The 24,434-nt window shown below is 52.2% G+C and carries 21 protein-coding genes; 12 read left to right on the forward strand and 9 right to left on the reverse strand.

Annotated features, from left to right (window positions below; genetic code table 11):
• Positions 1–980 precede the first annotated feature (980 nt).
• Entirely contained in the window at positions 981–3,464 is a 2,484-nt protein-coding gene (locus FE783_RS20960) for a hypothetical protein (RefSeq protein WP_138881352.1), read from the reverse strand.
• 275 nt (positions 3,465–3,739) lie between these two features.
• Here FE783_RS20960 and recQ point away from each other — a divergent pair, with 275 nt between their 5' ends.
• From recQ to FE783_RS20980, 4 genes are all read left to right on the forward strand, one after another.
• A complete protein-coding gene (recQ, locus tag FE783_RS20965) occupies positions 3,740–5,533 on the forward strand; it encodes a DNA helicase RecQ (protein WP_238403183.1) in 1,794 nt (597 codons plus the stop codon).
• Positions 5,534–5,850: 317 nt separating this feature from the next.
• A complete protein-coding gene (locus FE783_RS20970; RefSeq protein ID WP_138881354.1) occupies positions 5,851–6,741 on the forward strand; it encodes a hypothetical protein in 891 nt (296 codons plus the stop codon).
• Between the two features lie 202 nt (positions 6,742–6,943).
• Entirely contained in the window at positions 6,944–7,918 is a 975-nt protein-coding gene (locus tag FE783_RS20975) for a Gfo/Idh/MocA family protein (RefSeq protein ID WP_138881355.1), read from the forward strand.
• 35 nt (positions 7,919–7,953) lie between these two features.
• Positions 7,954–8,772, forward strand: a complete 819-nt coding sequence (locus FE783_RS20980) for a sugar phosphate isomerase/epimerase family protein (RefSeq protein WP_138881356.1) — start codon at positions 7,954–7,956, stop codon at positions 8,770–8,772.
• Between the two features lie 136 nt (positions 8,773–8,908).
• Here FE783_RS20980 and FE783_RS20985 read toward each other — a convergent pair whose 3' ends face one another.
• A complete protein-coding gene (locus FE783_RS20985; RefSeq protein WP_138881357.1) occupies positions 8,909–9,115 on the reverse strand; it encodes a hypothetical protein in 207 nt (68 codons plus the stop codon).
• Between the two features lie 442 nt (positions 9,116–9,557).
• Between FE783_RS20985 and FE783_RS20990 the strand changes: the two genes are divergently transcribed.
• The 4 genes from FE783_RS20990 to FE783_RS21005 all read left to right on the forward strand — a co-directional run bounded on the left by FE783_RS20990 (position 9,558) and on the right by FE783_RS21005 (position 12,034).
• Positions 9,558–10,481, forward strand: a complete 924-nt coding sequence (locus FE783_RS20990) for an NAD(P)/FAD-dependent oxidoreductase (RefSeq protein WP_138881358.1) — start codon at positions 9,558–9,560, stop codon at positions 10,479–10,481.
• A gap of 61 nt (positions 10,482–10,542) precedes the next feature.
• Entirely contained in the window at positions 10,543–10,785 is a 243-nt protein-coding gene (locus FE783_RS20995) for a glutaredoxin family protein (protein WP_138881359.1), read from the forward strand.
• 59 nt (positions 10,786–10,844) lie between these two features.
• Complete coding sequence (locus FE783_RS21000) at positions 10,845–11,402, forward strand: peroxiredoxin (protein WP_138881360.1); 558 nt, start codon at positions 10,845–10,847, stop codon at positions 11,400–11,402.
• Positions 11,403–11,644: 242 nt separating this feature from the next.
• A complete protein-coding gene (locus tag FE783_RS21005; RefSeq protein WP_138881361.1) occupies positions 11,645–12,034 on the forward strand; it encodes a DUF423 domain-containing protein in 390 nt (129 codons plus the stop codon).
• Between the two features lie 182 nt (positions 12,035–12,216).
• On the opposite strand, the gene FE783_RS21010 is transcribed toward FE783_RS21005, so the two are convergent.
• The 3 genes from FE783_RS21010 to FE783_RS21020 all read right to left on the reverse strand — a co-directional run bounded on the left by FE783_RS21010 (position 12,217) and on the right by FE783_RS21020 (position 14,571).
• A complete protein-coding gene (locus FE783_RS21010; protein ID WP_138881362.1) occupies positions 12,217–12,498 on the reverse strand; it encodes a 50S ribosomal protein L33 in 282 nt (93 codons plus the stop codon).
• A 96-nt stretch (positions 12,499–12,594) separates the two neighbouring features.
• Complete coding sequence (locus FE783_RS21015) at positions 12,595–13,824, reverse strand: NAD(P)/FAD-dependent oxidoreductase (RefSeq protein ID WP_138881363.1); 1,230 nt, start codon at positions 13,822–13,824, stop codon at positions 12,595–12,597.
• Positions 13,825–14,013: 189 nt separating this feature from the next.
• Positions 14,014–14,571, reverse strand: coding sequence for a hypothetical protein (locus tag FE783_RS21020; RefSeq protein WP_138881364.1), 558 nt, complete (start codon positions 14,569–14,571; stop codon positions 14,014–14,016).
• 242 nt (positions 14,572–14,813) lie between these two features.
• On the opposite strand from FE783_RS21020, the gene FE783_RS21025 reads away from it, so the two are divergent.
• On the forward strand, positions 14,814–15,113 hold the full coding sequence (locus tag FE783_RS21025) for a YunC family protein (protein ID WP_138881365.1): 300 nt from the start codon (positions 14,814–14,816) through the stop codon (positions 15,111–15,113).
• Between the two features lie 157 nt (positions 15,114–15,270).
• On the opposite strand, the gene FE783_RS21030 is transcribed toward FE783_RS21025, so the two are convergent.
• The gene (locus tag FE783_RS21030; protein ID WP_138881366.1) at positions 15,271–15,837 is read right to left on the reverse strand and encodes a serine O-acetyltransferase; all 567 of its coding nucleotides are present in this window, start codon (positions 15,835–15,837) and stop codon (positions 15,271–15,273) included.
• 72 nt (positions 15,838–15,909) lie between these two features.
• Positions 15,910–17,922 carry a Kelch repeat-containing protein gene (locus FE783_RS21035; RefSeq protein ID WP_138881367.1) on the reverse strand — a complete coding sequence of 671 codons (2,013 nt, stop codon included), beginning with the start codon at positions 17,920–17,922 and terminating at the stop codon, positions 15,910–15,912.
• 598 nt (positions 17,923–18,520) lie between these two features.
• On the opposite strand from FE783_RS21035, the gene FE783_RS21040 reads away from it, so the two are divergent.
• Entirely contained in the window at positions 18,521–21,208 is a 2,688-nt protein-coding gene (locus FE783_RS21040; protein WP_158301947.1) for a carbohydrate binding domain-containing protein, read from the forward strand.
• 115 nt (positions 21,209–21,323) lie between these two features.
• Here FE783_RS21040 and FE783_RS21045 read toward each other — a convergent pair whose 3' ends face one another.
• Both FE783_RS21045 and FE783_RS21050 read right to left on the reverse strand, forming a co-directional pair.
• Positions 21,324–22,814: a right-handed parallel beta-helix repeat-containing protein gene (locus tag FE783_RS21045; RefSeq protein WP_138881369.1), complete on the reverse strand. Its 1,491-nt coding sequence runs from the start codon at positions 22,812–22,814 to the stop codon at positions 21,324–21,326.
• A 216-nt stretch (positions 22,815–23,030) separates the two neighbouring features.
• The gene (locus FE783_RS21050; RefSeq protein WP_138881370.1) at positions 23,031–23,405 is read right to left on the reverse strand and encodes a helix-turn-helix domain-containing protein; all 375 of its coding nucleotides are present in this window, start codon (positions 23,403–23,405) and stop codon (positions 23,031–23,033) included.
• Positions 23,406–23,703: 298 nt separating this feature from the next.
• On the opposite strand from FE783_RS21050, the gene FE783_RS37650 reads away from it, so the two are divergent.
• A complete protein-coding gene (locus FE783_RS37650) occupies positions 23,704–23,868 on the forward strand; it encodes a hypothetical protein (protein WP_158301948.1) in 165 nt (54 codons plus the stop codon).
• A 139-nt stretch (positions 23,869–24,007) separates the two neighbouring features.
• A complete protein-coding gene (locus tag FE783_RS39015; RefSeq protein ID WP_138881371.1) occupies positions 24,008–24,430 on the forward strand; it encodes a PilZ domain-containing protein in 423 nt (140 codons plus the stop codon).
• Positions 24,431–24,434: the final 4 nt, after the last annotated feature.

Raw genomic sequence — 24,434 nt, forward strand, 5'->3', positions numbered from 1 at the left:
ATCGCCAACCATCTGGCCAAGCTAGCCAGGTAGGGCGATCTTTTCTGTTTCTGGTTAGAGACGTCTCAGAGTTATACATTCTTGATCCAGACTAGCTCGAAAAACTAGGCTTTATAAACAGCCTGAACCGTCCGGTTCCCGGACGGTCCTTCGGGTGCAAACCCATACATTTGCGCGTTGGGAGGGAATGGGTACCCGGCTCCAACCGCTGCCCACAGTCGTGTTGTCTTGATTAGACTTGGCGGTAACAACACGACTTCAAAGGCGGCCCGAGTGTGATTTTGCCGAGGTTCATGCCAAATTCACACCTAGTGTGATTTTGCCGAGGTTCATGCCAAATTCACACCCAAACGTTCCGCTTCAATACCCATTCCCTCTCGGAGTTTCTGGGAAATGACTTCTACTTCAAAAGCCCATGCCCCAGACGCTTATTCCTGCGGATAAAAAGCGGAAAAAAGCTCACGGAAATTGGAGTTCCGTTATTTCAAAAACGAAGGGTTGAAATCGCGCTAAACGGAAGTTTGAGTTCCGCTATCGGACAAAATAAACATCGTTTTGTACTAAAACGGGGCAAATAAAGGAACTGAAAGTTCCATTTACGATGGTTTTCCCCTCTTTCTGAACCAATAGAGGAAATGAGAGTTCCGTTTCCCCATCCATCGAATCTTTCGCATGAAAGTGATACGCAAGGATATACCTCGCTTTAGTACGGTGAAGAACTTAAACATTCTAATATTCCAAGAAAGGCGAAATAAGAGCTGCTGGCAGCTCTTATTTCGCCTTTCTACTTCGTTTTCCCGCAAATAGAAGCGGTTTGGAGCTCTTATTCGGGTCACCGGACTGCTCTCAGCGTGGATTCGACGGAATAAGAGCTCCTATCCTCTCTTATTTGCGGGGCGATCGCGATTTTTGCTTAAATAGCGTATGTAAAACACTCTTATACAGCGGAAGAGCGGCGCTCGCGTATCCTTGCCGGACTTCTAGGCGAACGGCTCATACAGCCGCGGGACAATGTCCGGCCTGAGCCGCTTGTAGCCGTCGGCAATCGCCTGTTTATACTCCTCCATGTCGTTCAGCGTGCCGATCAAATAGACGTGACCGTCGGCATCGCCGGACACAATCGCTTTTTCCAGCGCCGGAAGCGAAGACGGGTCCGGACCAATGATCCGGCTGATGCGGATGCCGTGCAGCAGCGCCTCGCCGAGCAGCTTGTCCGCAAAGTCGCCTTTGCCGTACAACAGCACGGACGAGACGCCTTCCCGCGTCAGACGGTGCATGACGTTGAAGGCCAACACGGCGCTGCCGAACGAGTCCCGCTGTCGCAGAAACGATTTATACAACCGGTACGGTTCACTTCGCGTAACGAGCCCCTGCGGCCAAAACACGTCGGCCTTCTTCGGCCCGAATGCGGCCAAATCGAGCAGGTAATCGCCGCCGAGCGGCTGCCACTGGATCGGCAGCGGCTCGCACAGCCGGATGATTTGCACGCCGCCGAAGTTGTCCTGATGGACCAGGTCGCCGAGCGCCGACGCTTCTTCCGGCGTCGGCATATCGAGCACCCGGTGCATGATGCTGCACCACTGGCGAGCCTCGGCCCGCGCATGGAGCCGCGGCTTTGTCGTCTGCAAATGCGCGTAACAGCTTTGGAAGGCGAATACGCCTTCTTGGCACGCCTGCTTATAGCGGAACTGTTCGGCGGGAAGCGCTAGTTCCGCCAACACCGGCGCAATCCTCCCGTTCTCCTCCCTCTTGTATCGGACCGTCGAGCCGAACTCTCCCATCATCAGCTCCTCGATCAGTCCCGGGCTGCGCGCGAACCTTCTCGCGATATCGCCGTTGTCTCCGCCGCTTCCGATCCAGCAGCGCAAATCGGTGCCTTGCAGCACTCGTTCCGCCGCGCGTTCGGTTCCGACCGCGAGCAGATGGATCGAGGCGTGCGAAGCGCCTTCTCCCCTATAAGCCGCATCGATCGCGGCCTGAATCGTGCCGTTGAAGCCGATGTCGACCGTAAGCAGCTTGTCGGGACATCCGCACTGCTGCCGGATGTATTCGAGCAGCAGCTTCCTCTGCCGGGTTACCGTCTCGCGGCCACGAAGCAGAGCGGGCTCTTGCAGCATGAATTGCTTGAACGCTTCATACAGCGATTGTCCGGAGGGCAGTTGCTCTACTGAGCGCCTCTCCAACTGCTGCTGCGCCGGCGCTTCCGGCTCATGATGCATGTTTTGCTCCGACCGAGGCATCGCTTGTGTGCGCGCTTCCGATACGGGTACACGCATATGCCGTTCCCATTCCGCCGGCATCATGTCCGATCCGACGCCGAGCATCTCCGCCACTTCCCCGAGCGTAATAGGCCCCAAGCCCGCTACTTGCTCCAGCTCCCGCTCGCCGAAATCGCTCATCGAGGCAAGCAGCGTCGCTTGTCTCGATACGTAAAGCGGCTTGACGGACACGGCCATTCCGCGCATACGGGCGGCGTTCGCAAGTGCCGGTCCGAGCAGATGGGCTTCCCGCATGAGCGGATGAATTTCGGTACGCCCCTCGGCGGCGCACCGGTCCAGCACCCAATCGCAGAAGCCTTGCACGAACGGACCGAGCATGCCCGCCCCGAAACGATAAAAGAAAGGCTCGCGTTCCCCCGCCTCGGACAAAAGCGTCGCTCCGGCCAGCTTGCGGACCGAAGTCAGTTCGGGCAGCAGAGCTCCGTGCCGGACCGTCTCCCAATGAAAGGGGCTGTCGATCGTATCCGGAACTACCGCGTAATGGATCGCTTCGATGCCTCTTTTGGCCGCGCCGAGCACGTCCGCCGTTTCATTGTCCCCGATGTGTACGATCCGGTCGGCGGGAATATCCGGGAGGCGGGCAAGCAGCACGTCGAACAGCTCGCCCGAGCGCTTTCCGCAGCCTGCGTCGGAGGAAACGAGAACGGCGTCGAGCAGTCCGGCATCCAGCCCGTTGGCCGTCAAAATCGAGACGAGCAGGGAAGGGGACAAATACATGTCGCTCAGCAGGGCGACCCGGATGTCCCGCATGCCGCAATACCGGATCAGCGAGGCGATGTTCGGATTCACATAGCATGCTTCCCGCTCGGCCTCAAGCTCAAGCTCCAGCAGCACGTGCCGGTCTCCCAGCGCGGGCGGGAACTGCATGTAAATTTGCTCGAGCGTCACTTCCCCGCAGCCGGATTGCCGTATCTCCCGCTCCCGTGCCAGCCGTTCCGCGGCGATTCGCATCGTGCGGTACTCCGCAGGCGTCGTCGGCCTTCGCAGCGCCCCGCGCTCCGCCGCCTTCGCCGCCGCCATCTCGAACACGTCGGCCGGCCGCGCGCAGCAGCGGAACAGCAGCGTATCGAATACGTCCAGGCTGATCAGGCCGACGGAATCGATCCGGCGCTCCAATCGGCGCAAATAGGTATCTCGCTTCCATAACAGGTGATCGGGAGTATCCCGAAGTCCGGTCGTTGGCATCCATCATGCTCCCTTTGCGATTATTTCGCTTTCCGTTTCTTTAAGGATAGACTTGCGGGACGGGCGGAAGCAAGACGAAAGTTATTCCGTTAACGGAATCGCGCCGCTTGCGGCGAAATTGCGAATAAAGCAAAGAATAACCGCCGCAAATGGCGTTTGTCCCTCGTTATGCCCGAATAAGCCCGGCATGCCGCCGGCTTTGGCAGTGTTTACGCGCACCGTTGCTGTGGTATAGTGGAATTTGGGAATCCAACAAGAAAGTGGAGGGAACTGAAGTGCCCGCGCAGCAGAAAGCGAAATCGATTCTGAAGACGGTATTCGGCTATGACAGTTTCAGGAAAGGGCAGGAGGAGCTGATTTCCGGCATTATGGACGGCCGGGATGCGCTCGGCGTCATGCCCACCGGGGCGGGCAAGTCGATATGCTATCAAGTGCCGGCGGCCGCGATGGACGGCATTACGCTCGTCGTCTCGCCGCTCATCTCGCTCATGAAAGATCAGGTCGATGCGCTTAATCAGGCAGGCATTCCGACGACATTTATAAACAGTACGCTGACGGCGCAGCAATTGAACGCGCGCTTCAGAGATATTGCGGACGGCAAATTCAAGCTGGTGTACGTAGCTCCCGAGCGGCTGGAATCGGAGCGGTTCACCCGGTTTCTCGGCGAGCTGCATATTCCGTTCGTAGCCGTGGACGAAGCGCATTGCGTATCCCAATGGGGCCACGATTTCCGGCCGAGCTACATGTCGATCAGCCGGGTGCTGAATCTGATCCGCCCGCGGCCGGTTATCGCCGCTTTTACCGCCACGGCTACGGACAAGGTGAAGGAGGACATCGTCCGGCATCTTCGTCTGGACGACCCCGTCCGGGTTACGACAGGCTACGCGCGGGACAATTTAAGCTTCTCCGTCGTGAAAGGAGCCGACAAGAAAGCTTATTTGGCGGAATACGTCCGCAGCCGGCCGGGCGAATGCGGCATCGTCTACGCCTCCACCCGCAGGGAAGTGGAGGAATGCTGCAATTATTTGGTTAGGCTTGGCATCCGGGCCGGACGCTATCACGCCGGCTTGGCCGAAGAGGAACGGGCGCGCAATCAGGAGCTTTTCCTCTATGACGAATTGAAGGTGATGGTCGCGACGAATGCGTTCGGCATGGGGATCGACAAATCGAACGTCCGCTACGTCATCCATTACAATGTAACGAAAAACGTCGAGTCGTATTATCAGGAAGCGGGTCGGGCCGGGCGAGACGGCCAGCCGGGCGAATGCATCCTGCTGTATGCGCCCCAGGATGTCATGACGCAGAAGTTTCTGATCGAGCAGGGCGAAGGCGACGAGGAACGGAAGACGATCGAATACGGCAATTTGCACGGGATGGTCGAATATTGCCATACGACCGAGTGTTTGCAGCGGTACATCGTCCGTTATTTCGGCGACCCGGAAGGGCAGGCTTGCGGCCGATGCAGCAGCTGTACCGACGACCGCGAAGTAGCCGACGTGACGCTGGACGCGCAGAAGGTGTTCTCGTGCGTGGCCCGGATGAAGCAGCGGTTCGGCATTACCATCACGGCCAAAGTGCTTCGCGGGGCGAATGACGCCAAAGTGCGCCAGTTCGGATTCGATAAGCTGCCCACGTACGGCGCGATGAGCGCGCGCAAGGAGAAAGATATCGTGAACCTGATCAACGTGCTCGTAGCGGACGGATATATGAAGCTGACCGACAGCCAGTACCCGGTGCTGACGCTGACGGCGGAGGCGAAGACCGTGCTCGAAGGCAAGGAGCAAGTGTTCCAGCGGGTCGCTCCAGCAGCCCGAAGCGCTTCCCGGACCGTCGACGCCGGCGATGAATCGCTGTTCGAGAAGCTTCGCCTGCTGCGCAAAACGTTCGCCGAACGGGAACGGGTGCCGCCGTTTACGATATTCCATGACGCTACGCTGCGGGAAATGTGCGTAGCCATGCCGCGTACGGAGAGCGACATGCTGTCGGTCAAAGGAATCGGCAAGCATAAGTTCGACAAGTACGGGCGCGCCTTTCTGGATTGCATCGGGGAGCACGTATCGTCCGGATGAAGCCGCTGAGGGCGGGGGCCATGCGCTCTCGCGGCGTGCCTTTCGGCATGCATGAGGAGAGCAACCGGTTACTTGCGGCGAATATCGCAACGACTACGAATTCGTTCGTTTGCTGTCGCGGGCTTTGTAAGAGTCAATAAGAAACTGTCGATTAACTGGTGAGTTAAGGAGTGGAAAGTGAAAAGGATACCTTCTAAACAAGCTGTCTGAGCAAAAGAAGGTATCTTTTCACTTGGAACGGCCTGTTCTCACTTCACTAGCAGTTAATCGACAGTCTCTATAATCCAATCAGGAAGCAAAGGATGGGTGGTTAACCTATGGCGAACGACCAACAGACGGCAATCGAGAAAAAACGGTTCCCCTACCGTGTCGGGGACACGGACATCATACTGGGTGCCGACAAAGAGAAGCACGGCCTGGCTTCGCTCCGGAGACCGGAGGCCGGCTTCGATCTTGTCCGCGAGCCTTATTTCGCTTTGAACTTGTACCGGATCATGTTCGATCGGCGTCTTCAAGGTATCGCCCGCTACGAGCCGATCGTCATCAAATCCCAATCCGAGAGGGGCCTTGTCCTGGAATGGGAACCTACGGACGTTAATCCTTGCCGGATGGAAGCGGCTTACGAGATTGTCGACGAGTCGACGATCGACTTGACCGTTTCGATCGAAGCGTTCAAACCGATGTCCAAATACGAAATTACGGTATCGTCCTATTTCGATTTCGCCATGGAGCCCTATGCCATTATCCCGAAATGGCCCGCGAAAACGGATTCCGCCGATATGCTGCTGCACAAGGTGGAGGACCATCCGTTGATCAAAGGACATTACGTCTACTTGCCGCGCGATAACGAGGCGGGTCATACCCGGCTGGACGGACGATGGCTGAACGAGAAGACGGGGCTGCCGATCGCCCCTTTCGTAACCGGACCTTTCTACGGAAGAGCCGTTGCGGTAATGGGCACAGGCGATCTGCACGTCGTTCAGATGGCCGATCCGGCGGAATGCGGCGCGGTGGGCGTTACATATTCCAGCTTGGAGGAGAACGACAGCATCCGGAAGCATAACGCGCTCTATTTTACGCTGTTCGGCGGCGATCTTGCGCCAGGCGACCGGCGCACGGCCCGCATGCGGCAAGTTACAGTCGCGGGGGAAGCGGCGTTGGAACAGACGCTTGACCTCTACGAGAAGTTCATGGGGCAAGGGCGGTAATCTTGCGCGAATATTGGACGTACTCCCGGACCGCTCTTATGGACGAGTTAAAGACATCTCGCCTTATTGATGGAGCGAAAGCGGTTGATTTATAATAATTTCATAAACGTTTAGTACGCAAGGTCTCCCACTCGCCTGTCGGGAGACCTTTTTCTGCCGGAACGAAGGACGGGCGACATTGCGGGCAAACGGAGGGAAATAAGTGGCATACAAAGTGGCTATTGTAGGGGCCGGCGGCATCGCCGTCTCCCATTTGGAAGCGCTTCGTCAGACGGACGGCTTGAAAGCGATTGCTCTTGCCGATATTTCAAGGGAGCGGGCTGATTCGGTGGCGGCCGAATACGGCATCGCGGCCTATACCGATTACCGGGAAATGATCGAACGGGAGAAGCCGGACATCGCCGTCGTGACGCTGCCGCATTTTTTGCATAAGGAAGCCGCGATTTTCGCCGCGGCCCATGGCTGCCACGTGATGCTGGAGAAGCCGATGGCGCTGAACGCAGCCGAATGCGACGAGATCATCGAAGCGGTCCGCCGCGCCGGTGTCAGGATGATGGTCGGCCATACGCAGCATTATATCGCGCATAACCGGGCGGCCAAGGCGATTATGGAGGAAGGTCGTTTGGGTCAGCTGGTCATGATCAACGATGCGCGGCACGTACCGTATTACCGCGACACCCGCCCCGCCTGGTTTTTCGAGAAGGCGAAAGCGGGCGGGGGCATCTTCATGAATCTCGGCTCGCACTCGGTCGACAAAATCCAGTGGCTGACGGGCAGCCGGATTGCGCAGGTGAAAGCGTCGGTCAGCCATTACGGGACCAAAGGAGACATTGAGGGCAGCGGCATCGCCTGGCTGCGTACGGAGAGCGGCATCCCCGCGACGATCACCCAATCCGGGTACACCGTCGTCCCGCGCAACGAAACGGAGCTTATCTTTACCGGCGGGATGCTGAAGCTGGCCACCGGACAAGGCTTGTGGATCAGCGAGGAGGGCAAGTACGTCGAAGTGCCCGTGACGAAGGAGGCGCCGCCGTTCGTGCTGCAGTTCCGCGATCTCGTCCGCTATATCGAGGAAGGCGTCGAGCCAAGCTCCTCGATGGAATATTCGCGCAGCGTCGTAGCCGTAGTGGAATCGATGTACCGTTCAAGCGAGACGGGGACGGAGCAGCGTTTATAGGAGCGGGAGCCGACGAAGGAGAGGAGGAACGAACGATGAAATGGAGTCTTTGCTCGACGGGCAACCGGGACATGCCGGTGGAATACGTACTGAACCGGGTGCGGGAACTGGGACTGGACGGCATCGAGCTGTGGACCGGTCATATCGAGGAATATGCGGAGCGTCACGGGTCGGTTGACGGACTGGTCGAGGACATACGCCGTTCCGGGCTTCAGGTGCCCGCTATCAGTCCGTACGTGTCGTTCTCGAAAAGCGACGAGGAGCGCGCGGAAAACTTGGCGACCGTGGAGAAGGCGGCTGAATATGCCGTTCGCTTCGGGAGTCCTGTCGTCCGGATTTTTTTCGGCCATCTGCCTTCGCGGGATACCCCTGACGCGTTATGGGCGAAATCGATGGAAGGGCTCAAGCAGGCGCTTGCGATCGCGGACCGGTACGGGGTGAATCTCGGATTGGAGCTGCACAACAACACGTTCGCCGACCAAATCGAGCCGATTCGCCGAATATTCCGGGAAGCGGACCACCCCAGGCTACGGATGATTTTCGACGGATTCAACCTGTACCTGGAGCGCGTCGATCAGCTGGAAGCACTCGAAGCTTTATACGCTTATATGGACCATGTGCATATGAAAAGCTATTTCTGGAATCTCGACGCGCCGGAAACGCGCAAGCCGACCTCCGTATTCGACGGCGACGTCGATAACGTCAGCGTCTGCCAATCGTTGTACTCCAACGGCTATGAAGGATTCGTTTCATTCGAATATTTCGGACCGGACGGGGAGCAATGCGTGAAAGCTTCCGTTGCCGAGCTGCGCAATGCCGGATGGATGGCGGACGGCAAGAAAGACGTGCGGTAGCGAATGCATACGACAAGCCTCTATGCCCCTATGCTCAAGCCGAGACATGGGAGGCGCAGAGGCTTGTTTGCTTTCGTTGCAGAGGAGCTTAAGGCGGCATGATCAGCTCGGACCACCGCGAATGTGCAGCCGTACACTAGCTCGTGACGCGTCCGGCCTTCTTGTTCTGGCGCCAGCGACGCAAATATTCGCGATTGTATTCGCGGTAATATTCCCAATTGTCGACTTTCCACTGCTTGTTGTACGCGCTTACTTTCTCCAAATTCGCTTCGCGGTATTTCCGGCTTGCTTCGCGATGCCGTTTTTGCCGCTCCTCATCCGAATAGATCCGTTTTCTGGGCATAAGGTTTCCCCCTTGTCGATGTGCTTATGCAAAATGGGATGAAGCATTTCTTCTATGATACGTATTGTATCACAATGCATCGGCTTTGCCAATATTAATGTAACGAAGTGTATCCTAAAAGCAGGCCCCAACCGTTACGTTCTGGCTTAGCGGAAGCTTCAGTTCCGTTATTCTGGAAACAACGCGAAAAAACGGATGATAAGAGAACATTTTCTTCCGCTATAGATGATAAGGACGGCCAAAGTGGAGCGGGAATGTGGAATAGCGGAACCAAACGTTCCGCAGAGCTGTTTTTCAGACTGTCCGGAGGAAATAACGGAACTCACTGTTCCGTTTGTTTGTTATTTATAATTATTTTAAAATAGTATTGACTTTATTTCGTATTAAATTATAATAATTATAAACTAGTAATTAGTATTTGAAAGAAAAGAGGTGAGGGCGCATGTACGACGTCATCATTATCGGCGGAGGACCTGCAGGCTCCTCGGCTGCCATTTATACGGCAAGAGGGCAGTTGAAGACGCTCGTAATCGATAAGGCTCCTTATACCGGCGCCTTGGCGTTAACCCATAAAATCGCCAATTACCCCGGTGTAGAAGGCGAATGGACAGGCAAAGAGCTGCTGGAGAGGTTCCGCAGCCAGGCGCAGTCGTTCGGGGCGGAATACATCCAGACAACGATAACCGCGGTCGACGTGGAAGACGACGTCAAAACCGTATTTACGGCGGACGGCATCTACGAAGCCAAATCAATCATTTTCGCGACCGGCTCGAAAGGGCGCAACCGGATGCTGCCCGGCGAGGAGCGGCTGCTCGGCAAAGGAGTGAGCATTTGCGCCACTTGCGACGGGGCTTTTTTCGAAGGACGTTCGGTGGCGGTCATCGGCGATTCGGAGGAAGCGCTGGAGGAAGCGGCGGCGCTTGCGAAATTCGCCGAACGCCTCACCTTTATCGTACCGCGCGAAGAACTGCAGGGCGTTGATCATGTACCCGAGCTGCCGAAGACGGAGTGGCTGTTCCGTACGAAGCCGCTGGAGATCGTCGGGGAACGTCATGTGGAAGGCGTCAAAGTACGTACCCGGGAAGGGCAGGAGCAGCTGCTTGACGTCGACGGCGTATTCGTCTTCCTGTCCGGGAGCAAGCCGGGCACGGAGCTAATCAAGGATCAGGTTCCGCTCGACGACGACGGCTTCATGATTCTCGACGCCTTGATGCAGTCGCCCGTACCCGGCGTCTTCGGAGCCGGTGAAGTCCGCCGGACTCCGGTGAAGCAGGCGGTCGTCGCAGCCGCGGACGGCGCTATCGCCGCTATGGCGGTCGACAAATATATCCACAAAAGGGCGCAAGTATTGCCCCAATACAAATAAGGAACTGTCGCGTAATGACCTACCTTGTTACGTGACAGTTCCAATCGAGGAGAGATCGAGAATGACCGAAGCTATCGTGTATTCGAGCACGAACTGCCATTACTGCGCGCAGCTGAAGCAATATTTGAAAGATCAGAACATCGCCTACGAAGAACGCAATATCGATACGAATGCCGAATACGCGAAGCAGCTTGAGGGAATGGGACTGATGTCCGTCCCCGTAACCGTAATCGGGGAGATGCATATTCTCGGTTTGAACCCGACCCGGATCAAGAAAGCGCTGGCCGCCGCGGCCGTGCAATAATAGTCCCTAGTTTGCACCTATTCGCCCATACCATACACAAACCAGGAGGATAAACGAACATGACAGCAGCATTGGATACGAAAATCGCCCAAATGGGACTTCCCGCACCGAGCTTCAATCTCCCTTCGACGAAAAACGTGGAAACTTTGGCCGAGCCTGTAAAGCTGGAGGACTATAAAGGCAAGTGGCTGATGGTGTTTTTCTGGCCGTACGACTTCACGTTCGTATGTCCGACCGAAATTATCGCTTTCAGCGACCGTTATGACGAATTCCTCGATCTCGACTGCGACATCGTCGGCGTTTCCGTGGACAGCGTCTATACCCATCGCGCCTGGATGAATACGTCGCGGGACAGCAACGGGATCGGTCCGATCCGCTATCCGCTTGCCGGTGACGTTACGCGGGAGACGGCCGCGGCATACGGCGTACTCGATGCAAAAGAAGGCGTCGCGCACCGCGGGCTGTTTATTATCGATCCGGAAGGCGTGCTGCGCTACCAGGTCGTAAACGATATGAACGTAGGCCGCAGTGTCGACGAGACGCTGCGCGTCCTTCAGGCGCTCCAAGCCGGCGGACTGTGCCCGGCCAACTGGAAGCCCGGACAGAAAACGCTGTAAGGAACTTTAACGGAATTACCGCCCTGACTGACGACCGGGGCTTTGTGGACCGGCAAGTCCCGGTCATCAGGGAGCAGGTAATTATTCCGTTAAAGTTCCTAAGGCTGAATAAGGAGCCTCCGATCCCGCTGATTGCGACGGGCGGGGGCTTTTATGCATTTCACCGAATGTTCGCTGGCATTCGCCGCGTTGTTCCGGTATTCTGGTTGTATAGTCATACGCGAAGGGAGACAAGCAATCCGATGTTTCGCAACTATGTACGTTTGGGAGCCGTATTCATGCTGCTGGCGGTTGCGCTGGGAGCGTTCGGAGCGCACGGCTTGAAGGATAAAATCGATGCCGGCATGCTCTCCGCCTACGAGACGGGAGTGCAGTACCATATCGCGCATGCGCTGGGGCTTCTTCTGATCGGCCTTGCGGCGGACAAGCTGGGCGAATCGAAATGGGTGTCCCGCGCGGGAGCTTTCCTGGTCGCGGGAATCGTGCTGTTTTCCGGCAGCCTGTACGTCATGGCCGTCACCGGGATCGGCAAGCTCGGCATCATTACGCCGTTCGGGGGTGTCGCTTTCCTGATCGGATGGGCTTGCTTGGCTGCAGCGGCAAGCAAACGCTACTCTCACCCCAAAAAGTGACGCTATCCTTCGAAGATTACGCCGGGTACTTTTCGGGGACCCCAAACACTGGAAGTTTTTCTTGGTTCAGAAACTCGCACTTCGCTTTAACGCTTTAGCGAAGTTTAACTTTCTGAATCAACAAAAAAGACGGCCGGGAGCTTGTGCAATCAGCACACTCTCCCGCCGTCCCACACCCGTTATCAGAAGCCTGGGTAACCAAATCCTCCGTAACCGTACCCCGGATAACCATAACCGTAGCCTCCGCCGTATCCTCCGTACGTTCCGATAGCCAGCAGATCGAACAGAACGAGCGGAATAAACGCTTTCGTTTTCACCGATTTGCCTTTAGGCTGCTCCAAGACGAGCCGGTTCCCTTTCATGCCCCGCAGCGTGCCGGTCACGATCGTACCGTTTTTTCTCACCGCATAAATGTTCTTGCCGATCAGCTTCTGTACCTCTTGACGCTTGACGGTAGATTGCATCGGATGATCCTCCCTTTCGTCCAATCTACCTCATTTTATGCCGCCGCCTCTCCCCTGCTTGGACAAACAACCATCGGGCATGAAATTCGGCTTGTCTCAGATGGAAACGCCCACGTCCCGCACCGGCCGGTCGAAACGGAACAGTTCCGCGTCGGGATGGCGGCCTTCGGTCAACAGACCGGCAATCAATTGTGAAGCGATCATGCTGTATACGGTGCCGTTCCCGCCATAGCCCAAGGCGAAGTAGCATCGGGGGAACGACTCCTGCGGACCGATCAGCGGGAGACTATCATGCGTGCTCCCGAATGCCGCCGCCCAGCTGTACTCCGCCCGTAAATCGGGGATATGTGGAAACAATTGCCGGAGCCGCTCGACCAGCAAGTCCGATTTATGCCGCAGCATTCGCTCCCGTTCGGTCCCGCTGCCCGTCCTTTCATCGAGTCCTCCCGCCACGATCCGGTTATCGGCCGTTGTCCGGATGTATAGATACGGCCTCGCCGTCTCCCAGATCAAGCATCGGCCCGGCCATCCCGGGAAATCGTTCAGACGCCGGGTGGCGATGGCGAACGTGCTGCTCATGACGGCATTCGGATTTCGTTTCCATTCCTGCGCCTCGTAGCCTGCCGCGATAACGGCGTACTGCGCCCTAATGCGATAGTTCGGCGTATAGAATACGATACCTTCCTTGTCCGTCGTGTGTCGAATGACTTCGGTATGCTCGAATACCCGTGCGCCTTGCCGGGAAACGTACAGCAGTAAAGCGTTCACGAACCGGTACGGGTTGAATTCGGCATCGTTGCGGGAATACAGGGCGGCGGGCTTGCGGAACGAGAAGTGGTCCCCGATTGCGGATTCGTCCCAGTAATCCGCGTCGAAGCCGTATTTAGCCAACGTCTCGTACTCTTTCTTCAGGCCGGGAACATCCTCTTCGGTGCTTGCGAAATACAGACTGTCCCTGCGCTTGAACTGGCAGTCGAAATCGAGCATGGAGGAGATGCGCTCCAGCTGATCGACAGCTTGCCGGCATAACCGGTATACCCGGACACCCCGCTCCGGTCCGAGCGAGTGGATGTAAGAATGGAGCGATTTGTCGCTGGCCGCCTGCAGCATTCCGGTATTCGCGCTGGAAATGCCGGACACGGCCTTCCGCTTGTCGACCACGATCACGTCCAGTCCGCGGCTGACGAGCTCGAAGGCGCACAATGCCCCGCATTCTCCCGCCCCCACGACGAGCACGTCGCACGTCGCATCTTGTTCGAGCGCAGGGAAGGAAGGCGCGTACGGGAGACTGTCGACCCAATTCGATTTGCCGGTATGCAAGTCCATATCGTTACCTCGTTTATCATTGTTTCGGGCGTATTTATCGAGGAAGCCCGGCCCACATGGGGAAATTCTTATGTAGTATGTACGCCGATACCGGGCTTGCATACATCGATCGGCTCGCCGCCGTGATTTCGCAAAAACAAAAAAACTATCCGAAGCTCACGGCTTCGAGATAGTCCCTTTAACGTTCTCCTACATGACGATATCTTCGATTTCGTTCAAAGTGAAAGAGTACACCTTCTTCTCGTCGACGTGGTAGATCGTCAACTGCTGGCCGTCCGGGTCAAAATTCAAGACGCGGCAAGGGATGCTGAGCTTCACGCCTTTGCCCTTCACGACGACGATCCGGACGAGCGTCCCGCTCTCCTTCAGCTCCATCAAATGCTCCAAATTGATTCCCGAATCTTTGGCTTTGCCCGCAGAGGATGCTTCCGCGGAGCTTTTGGCCGGGGGCGCCGATTTTGCTTTACCGCCGTCCTTCGCGGAGGCGTTTTGTCCGGCTATCGCGTTCTTATTCGATACGGACTGATTCGGCGGTATGGCGAATGGCTGCCCTTTGCTCTCATTGACGGTTTTCTCGATCGTCTTGCCGAACTGCATTCCTTCCAGCACCCGGAAGTCGTCCACCTTGGGATGGTTCAATATTTGCAGAAGGGCGGCCAATGCCATTGTGTGGGTAGGCTCCTCCACCATAATCTCCACTTTGAACAAATGTTTTTTTTTCTCAAAAGTGCGTTTTTCTGAATCCATCTTCTCACGTCCTGATTTTTCAATAAGAAGGAATTGTTACGTGTTAATCATTACGTAATTGTTCCTAAGTAGTCCTTAGTATAACAAAAAAAAGCAATCGAAGTAATGTATGGTGCTTCCAGACGAAAAATAGTTTCGGGTGTGTTGCATCCGAATCGGGCCGTGGGCGATCGACTCGGACTAACCGGGGGGCAGCTGCATATGCTGGTAGGAACTACAGGCGAAGGGAGAACGGTTCGAACATGATGGAGGCGAAACCGATTGTGATCGAAGGACGCACGGTAATGGGTTATACCGTGGAGCTGCCGAAGACGACGCTGATTGCGATTGCCACCGATAGAGGGTATATCATGTGCGGCGCATTGGACGTAGCGCTGCTGAACGAAAGGTTGAAGGAACGGCAAATTATTGCGGGCCGGGCTACGGGCGTCCGGTCGCTCGCGGATTTGCTGGAGGCTCCTTTGGAATCGGTTACGCATGAGGCCGAGAAGCTCGGCATCGTTCCCGGGATGAAGGGGCGGGACGCGCTGCTTAGGATGTGAGGGCGGGGAAATTGGATAACAAAGGGGAAGGGGCCGCTGGGGGGCCGCTGGGCCCCTTTTTTTGCTTCATATTTTCTCGATTTCCTCCATAATTAATAAATTTTGTTTGTAAAAGGTAAAAATAAAGCCCTAATCGGCTCAAGGCGACGCTAATGCCTTATAGCAGCATTCTATCCGTTCCGCCAACATAGTGATGCTCCGTACCGACGTCAGAAATCTTCTTTGCCGGATTCCCGGCAATCGTGACGTTCGGCTCCGTAAAGGACTTCGTTACTACGGAGTTTGCGCCTATCCGGACCCCGTCGGCGATCTGGACGTTGTTAAGCAGCTTGGCGCCTGGCCCTATAAAAACTTTATTGCCTACTTTAACTCCGTCGGCAATATTCGTACAGTTGTACAGCTGGCAGTCTTTTCCGATCCTTGCATTGCTGTTCACGATAATCGTACCGTGATGGAAAATCGCCAAACCGGGGCCGAAGCTGTTGGGGTGTATAGTGATTCCCGTTTTTAAACTCAGTTTGTGATGTCTTACTTTGCAATACATTCGGATCAGCTTCCAAAATGGACCCCGTTTGCAATTGATCATGTACTCCAGCTTCCTTAGCGATCGTAAAAATATCCATACTTCATCGCCGACGAGTCGCGGACGTTTGCTGTTGAATTTTTTGATTGCTAAGCGATCGGCTTCCAAGTAATATTGATAATCCCGCTTGGACTGAATCATTGTCTGAAGATCCTCCTGTATGATGGATAAGAACCCTCGGGATGAGGGTTCTTATAACATAACCAGTCTGCTTTACGGTTTGAACATATTCACTTCGAAAGTGATGATTCGGTTGTACAGAATGTAGTGCTTCATGCTGGAGTAAGAACCATCGGGGCCTTTATCCAGTCCGAAGGCGTCAGGCCCTATCCCACGGGCTCTAGTTTCGAACCAATCCACAAAAGCATTCAATTTGGCGCTGTCGAGCTGATACATTTTAATATTTCCTTCCTCCATCGTAATTTTCAGGATGCCGCCGGACGATGAAGAAGAAGGAATGAGTGCGGAAGCTTCATTGGAGCTATCGCTTTCGTGCCCCATGCCGATTGCCGTTACAACATAATAATAAGTCACTCCAGGTTGAACGTTCGTATCGGTATAAGAAGTGGCTGTAATACCGGATGCGATGGTACTATAAGGTCCGCCGGACTTTGTGGCGCGTTTGACGGTATAAGTTTGTGCTTCATAGGCGCGTACCCAGGTTAATGATATTTGGGACGATTGAACCGCAGCAACCAGATTGGTAGGCTTGACCGATTGCAAGGCGCCGGAAATTTCTTTGGAAGTACTTTCGCCAACCGAGGTAGTCATGGAAACGATGTAATAGTAAGTAACACCAAGCTGCAGATTGCTTTCGTCGAAAAATAAGCTCCTGTACATCCAAGGCCCGGAATCGACCGTTCCAACCGTAGTATACGGCCCGCCGGGAGTCGTTGATCGTTTGATCGTATATTTGATTGCCTCCGGGAAAGGGGTCCACGTTATTGCTATGCCGGTTGGCGTGCTTTGAATATTTTCGATGGCAGGGGGCAGAATGGCTAATACTTTATTGGAATAATCGCTTTCTCCTGCCGAATTTACTGCCGATACGGTGTAATAGTAATAGGCCCGGGTAAACGGCCCCGTATCCGAATAGGTGTAAGTTGCCGAAGTAACCGTGTTTCCATATGTGGAGGAAGCTACGGTGCCGATTTGCGTGTACGGGCCTTCAAGCTGATCCGAACGTTTGATCGAATAACCGGTTGCGTTCAAGACGGGTGCCCACTTTATAGTGACTCCCGATTCATACACGACCGCGGTTACGCCAGTCGGCGGTTCCAATTGTCCGGACGGGGATGGCGCCGAGTAAACATAGCTTGCTTGCGCATAACCATAATAAACTAAGTCATTCTGAATGCCCCCAGCTACATAGATTCTATTACCAAGCAGTACCGTATCATGTCCTGCCAAAGCGGCAGGAATCTGCTTCATGGAAGTCCAAGCGTTCGTTGCCGGGTCGTAACATTCAACTTCACGGGTAGGTATGGAGTGTCTATAATAGGTATCCCCGCCAAATACATAGATTTTGCCATTTACCGCTTCAGCTCCGAATTGTGTACGCTCGATTTTCATATTGGCAAGATTAGCCCATTGATCCGCTGCCGGATCATAGACAAGAGATCTTTTGGAGGAGTACAAATAACCGAATTGCCCCTCATATGTTCCTCCCAGAACATAAATTTTACCGTTTAATGAGACGGCTGCCGTACCGGACAGGTTGATAGCCGAATTGTTTTTTGCACTCCAGGTGTCATTGGCCGGATCGTATTCCTGTACGAAAACACCGCTAAATACATAAATTTTTCCATTGAGGGCGGCGGCGCTCGGGTTGGTTACAGCTTTGGGAATAGGACCTTTAACCGTCCATGTATTGGTCGAAGGATTATATTCCTCCACGGCAGTGCCGGAGAAGGCATATATTTTATTATTGAGGGCGGCAGCGGCGAAAGTATTGGATTTAATACTGTTCATGCTTTGCTTGGCTGTCCAATTATTTGTCATTGGATCGAACTGCTCCACGACGGATAAAGCTCCTGAATTATTGCTTCCCCCGATTGCATAGATTTTTCCGCCGACTTCAACAACCTGAACGCCTGTTCGTGGAGTGGGCAACGGTGAAATGAGCTCCCATTCATTTTCTGCGGCTGATGCTTGGGCGGCAAGTAAGGTCAGAAAAATGGAAATAAACATGAGAAAGAAAATGCAAGATCGTTTTGCCTGTTGCATAATAACCTCCTAAAAGATACATTTTGTATTGAAACACCTACATTATATCAACTAATCAATAAAAAGATACAATTTGTTTCAAAAATAGTTGAAAAAAATCATTTCTTGTGGGGAAGTTGGGCCATAAGTCGGATGTTTTGTTTGGGTACGAAATGTATCATTTATAATGGACACTACTAACGAATGCTGGTAAAATAGTTGGAAAAATACGTATCGTATCAATGAGAAGGAGGCTGATAATCACGTGGAGAAAGGGCGAATGCCCGCGATTCGTGTCGCGAATGATCGCTTTTTTGCACAAGGAACTGCAGTTAACTCGGGAATCTCGTTTTCCATGAGAGGGAGCAGAAGCATAATGAGAAAAATGCTGATCATGCTATTGATTATCGGGGGCATTGTAGGTTGGACTAGTCCGACGGTTTTTTCCGAATCGTCCATGGACGATCAGAATGTACCGAATAATGGGTTTGAGAGCGTTTCCAATGGGGGTGCTATTCCATATTGGAGCCAACAATACGGAAGTTCGGGTTTTTCAATTGACACTTCTGTGAAATACGCGGGAAAAGCCAGTCTTAGGGTCGAGGATGCATCCAGGACGATGGCTTTTGGGATCGAAAGTGCGAAGATTCCTATTTTGGCCGGTGAATCCTATACCGCATCGGTCAAGATGAAATTGCAAAAAGGCGTCATGGCTCTATATCTCCGTTACTACGACGCCAATGATCGGCTGCTGTCCGCACAGCCGGCTCCCGATGCCCGCTTGGGGCCTTTGGAACAATGGATTACCGCTTCCGTTACCGCAACGGCGCCGCCCGGGGCAGCCAAAGCGGCAATCCTTTTGTATTCCTCGATAGAAGGCGTAACGATCGGGCATTTCGATAACGTAAACTTTCAACGCAATTTCAGCGTCATGAATGCGGGTTTCGAAGCACCGCGCAAATCCGATGGTACGATTGCCAACTGGCGTCAAGCACTCGGCAGCTCGGGCATTTCGCTCAGCCAGGCTATTCGCAGCACGGGGAATCTAAGTTTGCAAATAACCGATACATCGACAACCGAGGCTATTGCGGCAGAAAGCGAGAAAATTCGAATAACGGGAGGACAAATTTACCGAACACAGCTAAAAATGTTTATTACAAGCGGTACTTATTCCGTATATATTCGCTATTATGACGAGTATGGCAAAGTATTTCCACAGACAACGAACTATAAAGTATTCAACTCGCCGGCAAACGAATGGACCACGGCAACCGTCGACGTAACCGCTCCGTCGAATGCCAAAACGGCAGCCGTTATGATTGCATCCGGTGCTGCATCGGTAGGCACGGCCTATTTTGATGATGTTTCGTTTTCGTTAAACCAGCCATTAAAAATAAGCATCAGCGAGGCTCAGGATTTGGGCGAGCCGGTTCAAACGGCAATGGCCAGCGGCGCTGCGATCGGCGTGAATGCCGCGGGCCAAAATGAATTGTATTTCGTTGTTAACGGAAAACCCGGAGTATTTTATGCGATGGATGCAGAGCACCGCGAAATCCGCTTCTCGAAACCGCTCCCAGGCAATGAAGACACCGTATGGGGAATTACGATCGGTTCCGATAAGAACGTATACTTAACGGGAACGACGACAAATGCTCTCTACCGGTACGATCCAATCAGCGGCTCGTTCGAAAGCGTCGGAAATCATCCTGGCGACAAGTTTATTTTCGAGCTGGAAGCGAGCGGGGACGGTAAGATCTACGGTGCTTCGTATATGAGGTCGAAAGTATTCGAGTACGACATTGCCAAAAAATCGTTCAAAGATTTTGGTTCGATCGATCCGAAACAGGAGTATGCAAGATCGCTCTACGTGCATAACGATTATGTTTATGTCGGCATTGGAACGGAAAAACATTTGTATCGGATATCCAGGGCGGACGGCAGCAAAAAAGAGATTATGCTTAGGGACACGGGAACGAACGGGTTCGTCTATGCGATCAATGAAATAGAAGGGAAACTGCTTGTTTCTTACGGTCCAACCGACGTATACAATACGGCAACAGGACAGTTTATCAAGAAAATATCGTTCGCGGGAGATCCGTCCCCGGTGCCTCCGGCATCATCGGGAATGAATCCGAGTGTCCTATACTACTTCAATAAAGGAACTTTATATTCGGTGGACTTCTTCAAACCCGGATATCCGGAACGAACGGTCAAAAGCGGTATATCGATTTCCGATTCATTGCGGATGAACTGGATCGAGCTTTCGGACGGAAGAACGGTATTGGTGGGACTCACTCAAACACTGGATTATTTTATGTACAATCCTTCCGATGACAGTATCGAGGTTTACAATTCTATTGCTCCGGCTCAAGGTGTCATTATTCGAACTTTGGAGGCGGGGGACGATAAAAACTTGTATGTCGGCGGATTCAGTAAAGGTTTCAGCGTATTCAATCCGGATAAAAAAGTCGTAACGATGACAAATCCGTATATGGAGCAAGTTGAAGGAATCGGCATGTATAGCGGCAAAGCATTTTTGGGTACGTATGGATCGGCCAAAATATATCAGTACGACTCCGCACAAATAGACCAAAAAGCAGTTACGGCTGCCGAAAACCCGTCCTTGGTATACGATATCCAGAATAATCAAGAAAGACCGTTTGTCATTGTACCGGGACAACGTTCTCTGTATGTCGGAACGATCCCGGAATACGGGAAATTGGGCGGAGCACTAACGAGCTATAACGAGGAGCTTCAACAGTGGACCACGTACGAGAATATTGTGCCGAATCAAAGTATTACCGGACTCGCTTATTACAAAGGGAAAATTTTCGGAGGAACCTCGATTTGGGGAGGGCTGGGCATATCGCCAACCGAAACGGAGGCCAAAATATTCGTATTGGATGCCGCGACAGATAAAGTAATTCGCACGCTGACTCCGCAAATTCCTTATATCGATACGGCACCGAAAAAGATAGGCGGATTATCCGTCGGCCCGGACGGATTGTTGTGGGGGATCATTGACGGCACGATATTCGCAATGAATCCTAACACGTACGAGGTAGTAAAGAGCAAGATGATATACAACAGCACCTATGCAAACAAAACTATGCCGAATCGTCTTATTTGGGGACAAGACGGATTGCTTTATACGACCTTGTCGGATAGGCTGACCATTATCGATCCGGAAACACTGGCCTACAAGAGGGTTTTGGAGAACATCAGCAATGTTACTGTGATCGATAATCATGTTTATTATTCTTACGGCTCGCATTTGTATAAGATTACTACCAATCTGATTCCTTAAACGAAAACAATCCCGCAGAATCGTAAGTAGCTCCTGCGGGATTGTTTTAATTTCGGGGCCCCCGCAAAGTAATTGGAATAAGCTTCGAAGAAAGGCTTCACTTTGTGGGGTTATCTTAGTACTCTATAACCAATCCTACCAATATCTCGCCGTTACCCCCTGATCTGTAATCCGAAGACGTATCCATAGTAACTCCCAGATGAGTGCCTGCGGTAAATGTGAATTGTTCAACCGCGTATACGGCTTGCTTCTCATATCCGCTTCGATCGTTTCTTGTCAAGCTGATATTGGAGGAAGAAGCGTAGGGGGTCTGAGCAGCCTGCCAGTATATTTTCGTATATGGTTTGATCGTGATGGAACCGGCCGAAATTCGCGCTTTTTTGGAGATCGTAATTCCCACAAGGGAACCGGAGGAAAGGGCGGGGTAAGTGTCGCTTGTAGTTCCGCTCATGACGGGGTCCAGTACGAGGTCTTTTATGCCGGGAGCATTGGCGTTTTGTGTTTGAAACCACAATGTTTGGGTTCTGCCGCCCTTGGCGTGAAGATCACCTTGAAGCTCATAGCCGGAACTTCCTGTCTTCTTCACGTTCATTTCCATAGTTCGGACACCTTGATCGACTAAGCTTGCGGGACCGCCTCTGCGATTGGTAAACACGACGTTTCGCGCATTCGAGCTGTCCATAATAATAAAATTGTTTTGATCCCCGCCCAGAAATCTGCAATTTTCAAAAACGGCCGAATTGCAGCTCTTGATCCATACTCCGCGGTTTTGCGGCTTTGATCCCGTGCTGATGATACAGTTTTCGAAAATAACGCCCTGTACGATATTCGAAGGAGCCGCATCGATCAGGATATGATACAAGTCGCTTGAATCGTAGGAATTGTTTTCGAACCAGCAATGCGAGAAGCGGATTTGGTCGGAATATTTCCCGTTTCCGTAAAGCTGGAAGCCATAACTCGCATTCGATTCGATTACGCAGTTGGAGAACTCGGCGAGTTGCCCGCACTCCATGTAAATGCCGACACGGTTAACGCGGAATGTGGATTGATAAACTGAAAAAATAGTCGTGTTGGGACCGGTTATCATGAGGCCGTAATCGCCGTTATAGAATACGTTGCACTTGTTTAGCTGCGTTTGATTCGTGATATCGTAGAGGTGTATGCCCGCTTTGTTGCAAAATTTAACAGAAAGTTCTTGCAGCAAAACCGCTCCGGCCGTTCGAATTCCGATATTGATCTTGTTGTTGCCGTTTATCGTAATGTTTTCTACCGACAAGAAATCGGCCAGATCGTAAAGGTTTGCGCTATCTATATATTTGGAAACGCAGTCGATACCGATGTCTCCTCCGGTAAATTTGATTTCGACATTCGATATCGTTCTTTCGCCGTAGCCGTAAGAAGTGGAAACGCCGGTAATTTTAATGTTTCTCTTCGGTATGATTAATGTATTGGAACAGTTATAGGTTCCGGGAGGAAATACGACAACGCTTTTTTTATTGCCGATTGTTGAATTCAAGGCTGCTTGTATCGCCGTGTAGTCATCAGCTATGCCGTCGCCTTTTGCACCAAAATCGGCAACGTTTACAATAACCGCGTCTATGGTCATATGGCTCTCTCCTTTGAATTGGATTTAGCGAATCATACTCTTTTTCGCTCTTATCTATTTTATTCATAGTAGAGTTTGTTGGAACCATATCAGCCTATAGACAACATAATATTCCAGAAATTCCGGGCACGCCAAAATCAGCGCAGTAACGCTTACAACGCCGTAACGCGAGCAGATGCTGCAGCTGTTTGTACTCGGGAGCAAATGTCCGGAAAGTTATTGTTTCATCGATCTTTCAGCTCGTACGAATGCGATAAAACGTTTGGCTTCTTCCGCCGTTAATTTTCTGCCGTCTATAGTTAACGAAAATTTGTCCATAATCGTATCGTCGGAAAGCTCCAAACTGTCGACAAACTCTCGAATATCTTGATCCAAAACGGTCTGAGGATCATTCGTTCTGCCTAGCAAATAATCGAGAGTTATATCAAAAAAGTTCGCTATGTTACGAAGCGTTTCGTAATCCGGTTCCCTCCGGTTGGTCTCGTAATGGGAGAGGGCTGCGCGGGATATCCCCAGTTTACTGGATAGTTCTTCTTGAGTTAGACTGCGTTTTTCACGCAATTGTGCTATCCTGTCGCCGCATCTAATCATGATTTGTCCCCCTAATGTAAAGTCCGATAGTAACAGTATAACCAATGGACCTGTTTCAAAACAAGACATAGCATACAACAAAGTGAAGAAAGCTTAATAAGTTTTTCACTTGACTCCGATACGAAACGTATCTAGAATAAAGCTGAAGTGCAATGATACAAAATGAATCATTTTTTTTGACGAGAGTCATATATTGTCAAAGTGCCCGTTTAATAATTCGCCATTTTCTTAATATTTGTGTGGGTATCGTCTACAAGATTGCAAATGATAGTAGTTCTATACATGTTGGAGGGTGAAAATGGACTCAAAAAAAGAATTGGATATTTTCGAGATTATGAATTACATGGATATAAACCCGAAAAAAGTATATCAGTTTTTATCCAAGCTAAACAAAGAAAGCACGGAAAAACCTGCGGTGGAAACAAAAAAAATGGAAACAACAATCAGCCCTGAGGCAAATTAAAATAAGAATATACGTTACATACAACATTATAACAACTTTATTCTACTTGACATGATACAATATGTATCATAAAGTAAAAATACGATGATACAAAATGTATCAGAGGTATTGATTCTTAATTTAAGTTGGTGATTCGTCCATGCGCAGAAAAAATTTTCGTGTGAAGCCCCTGACGCCGATAAGTGCCGCTATACGAATAGTACGAATGAATGGGATATTTGTTCAAAGCAGGGAAACAACGGGACATGTTCATGATCTAGGACCTGATGGAATCAGGTTTGGAACAAAATTGACGTTCCCTCTTCACGTCGAATGCGTACTGGAAATTCGTTTGCTTATTGCACAGACGGAGTACCAATTCAAGGGGCATATCGTTTGGGGGGTGGAAGGGGAACACGGTAATCAATACGGAGTGAGATTGTTGCATTCCGGTAATAACAGAAGGCGGTTCGCACAGCATTTGTACGACTGGGCGTTAATGGAACGGCCTGCGGTTCGCCGGTCAATCGAACTCTACGAATTGGCGGTAAGCAAACGAAGCGATGTGACTCATGGGAGGTAGCATA

Source organism: Paenibacillus mesophilus, from assembly GCF_005938385.1.
Classification (GTDB): domain Bacteria; phylum Bacillota; class Bacilli; order Paenibacillales; family NBRC-103111; genus Paenibacillus_AB; species Paenibacillus_AB mesophilus.